Raw genomic sequence first — 6,705 nt, 5'->3', positions numbered from 1 at the left:
AAACGGCATGCTGAAAATTGAAAATCGCTATTCCATCATCCACATCATGAAATCCAGCAGGATATCATCAATCAGTTGGTTCGAATACTGTCTTCCCGTGGGAGCATGGGCGCTTTTCGAACTCCGGAAAGCGCCTTTTTATTTTCCGGCCATTATTGAACCAATTATAGGCAAAATTGCCGGTTCGAATATAGTCTTCCCGCGGCATTACGATAAGACTCGAACTCCTTTAATTTCTGATGATTAAATTATCCCCGTCCAGAGCTAAAGTTCCCATTTTGGGAATATTAGCTTGACAATAACTACTCGGCGAACTATCTTATCTTATGAGGATAATCGCCAAAAGTACGATTATAGAATTCTATAAAGACAGACCCGAATATTCTGATGCGCAGGGGCAGCTTGAAGCCTGGTACGCCGAGGTACGAGCGGCACACTGGAAGAAACCGTCAGATGTGAAGGCCTTATATCGAAGCGCGAGCATCTTGAAATCAAACCGTGTTGTTTTTAACATATGCGGAAACAAATACAGGCTGGTTGTGAAAGTCAATTATCCCGCTCAAATCGTTTTCATACGATTCATCGGCACTCACAGACAATATGACTCAATCAACGCTGAGGAGATTTAATATGAATATAAAACCGATTAAAAACAAAAAAGATTATGATGGCGCACTTAAGAAAATTGAATCACTAATGGATGCTAAACGCAATTCTCCCGATTTTGACGAACTTGAGGTGCTTTCAATACTCGTTGAAAAATACGAAGATGAGCACTTCCCTATCAAATCGCCCGACCCCATTGATTCAATAAAATTCAGAATGGAACAGATGGGTTTGTCGCAAAGTGATCTTGTGCCCGTAATCGGGAGCAGATCAAAAGTGTCCGAGGTTTTATCCGGTAAAAGAAGCCTCTCTGTAAGGATGATACGCGCCCTGCACGATACCCTGAAAATTCCTGCCGAGGTCCTGATTCAGGTAAATAACAATCACGCATCATGAATATAACAAAAAGAAATCCTGTGCATCCGGGAATAATACTCCTGGAAGACGTGATAAAGCCCCTCAATCTGACCATCACCAAAGCATCCGAGTGTATGGGTATATCAAGAAAAACCTTGTCTGAGCTGGTACATGGTCATTGCGTACTAACGCCCGAAATGGCAGTAAGGATAGGAGAAGCCACCGGCACCACTCCAGAAAGCTGGCTGGAAATGCAGAATAGACTTTCTCTATGGGAAGCCAAACAGCATCAACCTCGAGTCAAGCCTCTGGCTAATGTCTGCCGTGAAGCCTGATTTGAATTAAACATATAGCTTTCGTTCTACCATCCAGATCTTGAAATCCAGCAGGATTTCATCTACTGTCAATGAAAAATATCAGCCGGCAGTTTGCAGTTTTTCAGCAAGAAATAGCATATCATCAACCGGCAGGTTCGAAACTTCTTGACGGACCCATGCATATCGGCAACACTCTCCCTTGCTGATCTGCAAGCATATTCCGGGGGAGGATCGCCATGGCAAAAAAAAAGACGGATTCTCGGAAAACACCTAGGCCCAAGGCCGGGCAGAAGACCGCGGCGAAATCAAAACCCGCGCAGGGTAAAACGGCCCTCATAGCCGGCGCAAGCGGCCTCACCGGCGGCCATTGCCTGGAGTTCCTCCTCGATACGCCCTACTATAATCAAGTGCATGCCCTGGTGCGCAGACCCCTTTCGATCACGCACCCGAAGCTTAGCCAGCATGTAGTCGACTTCGATGATTCGGCCTCAATCCGCGACGCTATAAAGGCCGATGACATCTTCTGCTGTCTCGGCACCACAATTAAAAAGGCCGGCTCACAGGAGGCATTCCGGAAAGTTGACTTCACCTATCCCGTGACCCTTGCACGGGAGGCCGCGTCACGGGGCTCAAAGCGTTACTTCATCATCACGGCTATGGGATCGAATCCCCGTTCAAGGATCTTCTACAACCGCGTGAAGGGCGAGGTCGAAGCGGCGGTACGGGCCCTTCCCTACGAGTCTGTCCATATATTCCGCCCGTCGCTCCTCCTGGGAGACCGTCAGGAAGTCCGCGCAGCCGAAAAGATCGGCAGCGCCCTTGCCCGGATACTCAATCCTCTCATGGCGGGCCCCCTCAGACCCTACCGCGCGATCCAGGCACGGGCCGTAGCCTGGGCCATGGTCTATTCGGCGATTGCGCATCTCCCCGGCGGCGTCATGGAGTCGCGGGAGATCCAGGCAGCATGGGATATGAGAAGGTGAACGGCGTTCCCCATCGCATCCGCCACTTAGCCACACTATGATACAACATGAAAACAGCAGCTATTGATAAACATCCCGCAGTGACGGTTCTCTTCTCAATTGCCGCTTCGCTTTTGTTCATCCCCTTATTCATATTTCGCGGCATCGGATTTCTTGATTTCTGGTGGTGGATGAGTATCGCGCTGATCCTGCTTATTTCCGCCGGCATATTGATAGATCATGATTACTTCACATCCTTTGCCCTGGATATGAAAACAGATACATCGCGAAAAATCATCGCCGGTCTCGGTGCGGCCTTTATTCTCTTTGCCGTTTTTTTCATAGGCAATGTTCTATCTCGACATATCTTCAGCTTCGCAGGCGGGAATATTGACGCAATTTATGGATTCAAAGGAGGCGCGGCGCCTCTCAGGATCATGATCCTTATGGCATTGATCATCGGTCCAGGCGAGGAATTGTTCTGGCGCGGATTTCTCCAAAAACGCTTTTCCAGTCACTGCGGCGGATGGACCGGATATGTACTGGCGACCGCCATCTATACGGGCATCCATGCGGCAAGCGGCAATATAATGCTGGTTCTGGCCGCGCTGGTTTGCGGCATCTTCTGGGGATTTCTCTATTTAAGGTATGGTTCAATTGTTATCAACATAATCAGCCATACGGTTTGGGATATTGCCGTGTTTCTTCTCTTTCCCTTCACCGGTTAGGAACATGGACCTCGGAAATCAGTGCTATAACAATGTTTTTTCTCATTCGCTTCCCCGTTGTTACACTTATAAACATTCGACTTACGGAGAATTAAACAATGTCAAATAATGAAAAGAGACAGATACTGAAGCCCCGGATCCATGAATCGGTCTTTATTGCCGAGGGGGCCCGTATTTACGGAGACGTTGAAATCGGTCAGGGCTCAAGCATTTGGTTCAATGCCGTGGTACGCGGCGACGAGGGAAAGATTACCGTCGGATCGAACACCAATATCCAGGACAACACAGTCCTCCACAGTGACTTGACCGTGGGCACCCGCATCGGCGACGGTGTGACCATCGGCCATGGGGCCATAATACGGGGATGTACAATCGGGAACAATACCATGATAGGCATGAACGCCACCGTCATGACCAATGCCGAAATCGGGAATGACAGCGTGGTGGGTGCAAATACCTTCGTCCCTTACAACAAGAAATTTCCCCCTCGCTCCCTGATTATGGGAGTGCCCGCGCGCCTTGTCCGTGAGTTGAGAAGTGAGGAGCTGGGTATGGGGAAAATCGCCACAGACATATATGAAAAGTTGAAGAAAAAATACACCGATGGCGAGATTATTGGCCATAGTTGAGATGTCTCTCAATCGGCGGTCCTGGTCAATTTTGCCGCATTATGTTTTGCGCGATCTCATCCCCTGAGCAGAGCTCCGGGATTTACGCGCGCCGCGATTAACTCATGCTTGACAAAACGGCTCATTCATGGGACAGAAAAATATCGGGAGATTCAATCTTCACGAGCTCTGATGATCTCTTCGACATGCTTACCCAGAGGGATAAATGAATCCACAAACCATTCCGGCGCAGGTGCCCGGTTTTGACATCGAAGAAGAGATTTACGCAAGCTCCCATACCCGCATACTCAGGGGATACAGACAACTCGACCGCCTGCCTGTCATAGTGAAAATCCTCCAGGCAACCGATCCGACACAAGTGCAACTTGTCCAGTTTGACAACGAGGCCGAATTCACGCGCGACCTTGATATCCCCGGCGTTCGAAAGGCCCTGGGCACAGCAAGGCTCGAAAGCCTCCACGCCCTCGCCCTGGAATATGTGCCGGGAAGGACCCTTCGGCTGTCCTTCGTGGAACAGCGTCGCGGCCTGGGCGAATTCCTTGACATTGCGATCCAGCTTGCAGGCATCCTGGGTGAGCTTCACAACCGCCATATCATACACCGCGACATAAATCCCAACAATATCATAGTGGATGAATCATCTACGCCGCGGGCGCACCTGATCGACTTCGGTATCGCCTCCCGACTAAGCCTCAGGCTTTCCAACCTTGGCAACCCTGACCACCTGGAAGGCAGTCTCCCCTACATATCTCCGGAACAGACCGGACGCATGAACCGCGCCGTTGACTACCGGACTGACCTGTACTCCCTCGGCGTGACACTCTACGAGATGCTTGCCGGGAACCTGCCCTTTGAAGCCCATGACGCGATGGAATGGGTCCACGCGCACATGGCGCGGACACCGGCCGCCCTCGGTCCCGGCGTCCCGCCGGCGCTGGCCGGCATCATCGCCAAACTGCTGGCCAAGAACGCTGAAGACCGCTACCAGTCCGCCTTTGGATTGAAATACGACCTTGAACAGGTTCATGCCGGCCTGAATGATTTTGCCCTGGCCCGGCGCGACTACTCGGGCCGATTCCTGCTCCCGCAAAAATTATACGGCCGTGCCAGGGAAACCGCGGCCCTGCTGGAAGCCTTCGATCGCGCCGCAGCCGGCCGGAACGGCGCCGAATTACTGCTGGTGACCGGGTCCGCCGGTGTCGGCAAATCGGCCCTGGTGTACGAAACCCACAAGCCTATCACCGCCGCTCGCGGCCACTTCATCCAGGGCAAGTTTGACCAGTTCCAGCGCAACGTCCCCTACGTTGCGCTGGTGCAGGCCTTTGACGGATTTGTCCGCCTCCTCATGACCAATTCTGACATCGAGCTGCGAAGCTGGCGCGAAAAGCTCCAGGAGGCCGCCGGAAACATCGGAAAGGTCCTTACCGATCTGGTGCCATCGCTGGAGTTGCTCATCGGCGCACAGCCCGATGTCCCCGTTCTGGACGGCTCGGCCGCGCAAAACCGCTTCCACTATGCGTTCAAGAACCTTGTCCGCTCCATGGCCAGCCCTGAACACCCTCTTGTCCTCTTCATTGACGACTGGCAATGGGCCGATCTTCCCTCCATCAACATGCTTGAGACGCTCCTGTCCGATAAGGATATTCGGAACCTCTTGGTAATTGCCGCCTACCGGGACAACGAGGTCGACGCGGGGCATCCTCTCACCGCCGCAATCGAGAATATCCAGAGGGAAGGCGCACCGGTCCAGCGCATCACGCTCCAGAATCTCTCAACGGCTGACGTGCATGCCCTTGCGGGAGATGCCTTGAAAGGCCAGGATGAGGATCCTGACGGATTGTCTGACCTGGCCCGGCTGGTCTACGAAAAAACCGGGGGCAATGCCTTTTTTGTCGGGCAGTTCCTGAAGACGCTTTACGAGGAAAAATGTCTCACCTTCGACTTCACCCTCCTGGCATGGCAGTGGGACATGGACCATATCCGGACCAGAGGTTTAACCGACAATGTCGTTGATCTGCTGAGCCGCCAGGTGCTAAAATTGCCGCCGGAAACCAGGAAGGTACTGCAATTCGCCGCATGCATCGGCAATCACTTCACGCCGGCCCATGTTTCCGTAATCGCCGAGCAGGAGATGGAGGAAGCCAACCAGGCCCTTGCACCGGCCGTGATGGAAGGACTCCTCGTGCCGAACCATATCCATTTCCAGAACATGACCGGCCAGGGCCTCGAATATCAGTTCGTCCATGACCGTGTGCAGCAGGCCGCATATGCCCTCATCCCGGAGGACGAGAAGCAGGAGCTCCACCTGCAGATAGGCCGATTGATGCTGGTCAAAGCGGAAATCCATCACGGCGAAATCAACGAAACATATGAACAGCTCTTTGAGATCGTCAACAGTCTTAATAAGGGAGCGAATCTGATCACCGACAGCGCCGAACGTCTGATACTGGCCCGGCTGAACCTGACCGCGGGAAACAGGGCAAAAACCTCCACTGCCTACGCGCCGGCCCTGGCCTATTACCAGGCGGGAATGTCATTGCTTCCCGAAGAAGGATGGGAGCGGGAGTATGATCTCACCCTGGCCCTGCACAGGGCCGCAGCTGAAGCGGCCTTTCTCTCCGGGGATTTTGCAAAGACCGATGAGCTTACCGACACCGCCCTGATCCAAGCCAGGACCATCCTGGATAAGGTACCGCTCTATGACGTCCAGATCCAGGCCCAGAACGCCCGGAACAACCCCCTTCGCGGCATTGAAATAGGACTATCGACCCTGCGCGCCCTGGGCATTTCCCTGCCAATGAAGCCGTCCAAGATCCGGATCGGGGCTGCTTTGTTGAAAACGAAGTTCCTCCTGCGCAACAGGAGCTTTGAGGAATTGCTGGAGCTGCCGATGATGACACGTCCCGCCGCTATCGCGGCCATGCGCCTCCTGTCCCTTATTTCCGCCACCGTTTATACCAGGGCCCCTGATTTGCTTCCCTTGACATCGCTGACGATGGTTTCCCTGGCAGTGCGATACGGACAGTCCCCCCAGTCGCCCTATCTGTATGCCGGTTATGGGATGATTTCCGGAAGCGTGCTGGGCGAGATCGATCGCGGCTATTAG

Annotated in this window: 8 protein-coding genes; all 8 read left to right on the top strand. The window is 52.9% G+C overall.

The window, feature by feature from the left end:
- On the top strand, positions 1–247 hold a 247-nt coding region (locus tag KA369_21365), incomplete at its 5' end, for a hypothetical protein (GenBank protein MBP7738538.1).
- A gap of 79 nt (positions 248–326) precedes the next feature.
- Positions 327–629: a type II toxin-antitoxin system HigB family toxin gene (locus KA369_21360; protein ID MBP7738537.1), complete on the top strand. Its 303-nt coding sequence runs from the start codon at positions 327–329 to the stop codon at positions 627–629.
- Between the two features lies 1 nt (position 630).
- Positions 631–1,002: a transcriptional regulator gene (locus tag KA369_21355; GenBank protein ID MBP7738536.1), complete on the top strand. Its 372-nt coding sequence runs from the start codon at positions 631–633 to the stop codon at positions 1,000–1,002.
- Positions 999–1,298: a HigA family addiction module antidote protein gene (locus KA369_21350; protein MBP7738535.1), complete on the top strand. Its 300-nt coding sequence runs from the start codon at positions 999–1,001 to the stop codon at positions 1,296–1,298. The genes KA369_21355 and KA369_21350 overlap by 4 nt, the downstream gene beginning before the upstream one ends.
- 218 nt (positions 1,299–1,516) lie before the next feature.
- Positions 1,517–2,263, top strand: a complete 747-nt coding sequence (locus KA369_21345) for an oxidoreductase (GenBank protein ID MBP7738534.1) — start codon at positions 1,517–1,519, stop codon at positions 2,261–2,263.
- Between the two features lie 47 nt (positions 2,264–2,310).
- Positions 2,311–2,970 (top strand): CPBP family intramembrane metalloprotease, encoded by a 660-nt coding sequence (locus KA369_21340; GenBank protein ID MBP7738533.1) that lies wholly within the window; start codon positions 2,311–2,313, stop codon positions 2,968–2,970.
- 98 nt (positions 2,971–3,068) lie between these two features.
- Complete coding sequence (locus KA369_21335) at positions 3,069–3,599, top strand: gamma carbonic anhydrase family protein (protein ID MBP7738532.1); 531 nt, start codon at positions 3,069–3,071, stop codon at positions 3,597–3,599.
- A 205-nt stretch (positions 3,600–3,804) separates the two neighbouring features.
- Positions 3,805–6,705, top strand: a complete 2,901-nt coding sequence (locus KA369_21330) for a serine/threonine-protein kinase PknK (protein ID MBP7738531.1) — start codon at positions 3,805–3,807, stop codon at positions 6,703–6,705.

The organism is Spirochaetota bacterium, from assembly GCA_017999915.1.
Classification (GTDB): domain Bacteria; phylum Spirochaetota; class UBA4802; order UBA4802; family UBA5550; genus RBG-16-49-21.
Note: the sequence above shows the minus strand (reverse complement) of the source record. Positions and strands in the feature narration are given on the sequence as shown.

Excerpts from the sequence above, each read along its gene's own strand:
- KA369_21360 (MBP7738537.1), top strand. The coding sequence starts at position 327 with ATGAGGATAATCGCCAAAAGTACGATTATAGAATTCTATAAAGACAGA.
- KA369_21340 (MBP7738533.1), top strand. The coding sequence starts at position 2,311 with ATGAAAACAGCAGCTATTGATAAACATCCCGCAGTGACGGTTCTCTTC.
- KA369_21345 (MBP7738534.1), top strand. The coding sequence starts at position 1,517 with ATGGCAAAAAAAAAGACGGATTCTCGGAAAACACCTAGGCCCAAGGCC.
- KA369_21330 (MBP7738531.1), top strand. The coding sequence starts at position 3,805 with ATGAATCCACAAACCATTCCGGCGCAGGTGCCCGGTTTTGACATCGAA.
- KA369_21355 (MBP7738536.1), top strand. The coding sequence starts at position 631 with ATGAATATAAAACCGATTAAAAACAAAAAAGATTATGATGGCGCACTT.
- KA369_21350 (MBP7738535.1), top strand. The coding sequence starts at position 999 with ATGAATATAACAAAAAGAAATCCTGTGCATCCGGGAATAATACTCCTG.
- KA369_21335 (MBP7738532.1), top strand. The coding sequence starts at position 3,069 with ATGTCAAATAATGAAAAGAGACAGATACTGAAGCCCCGGATCCATGAA.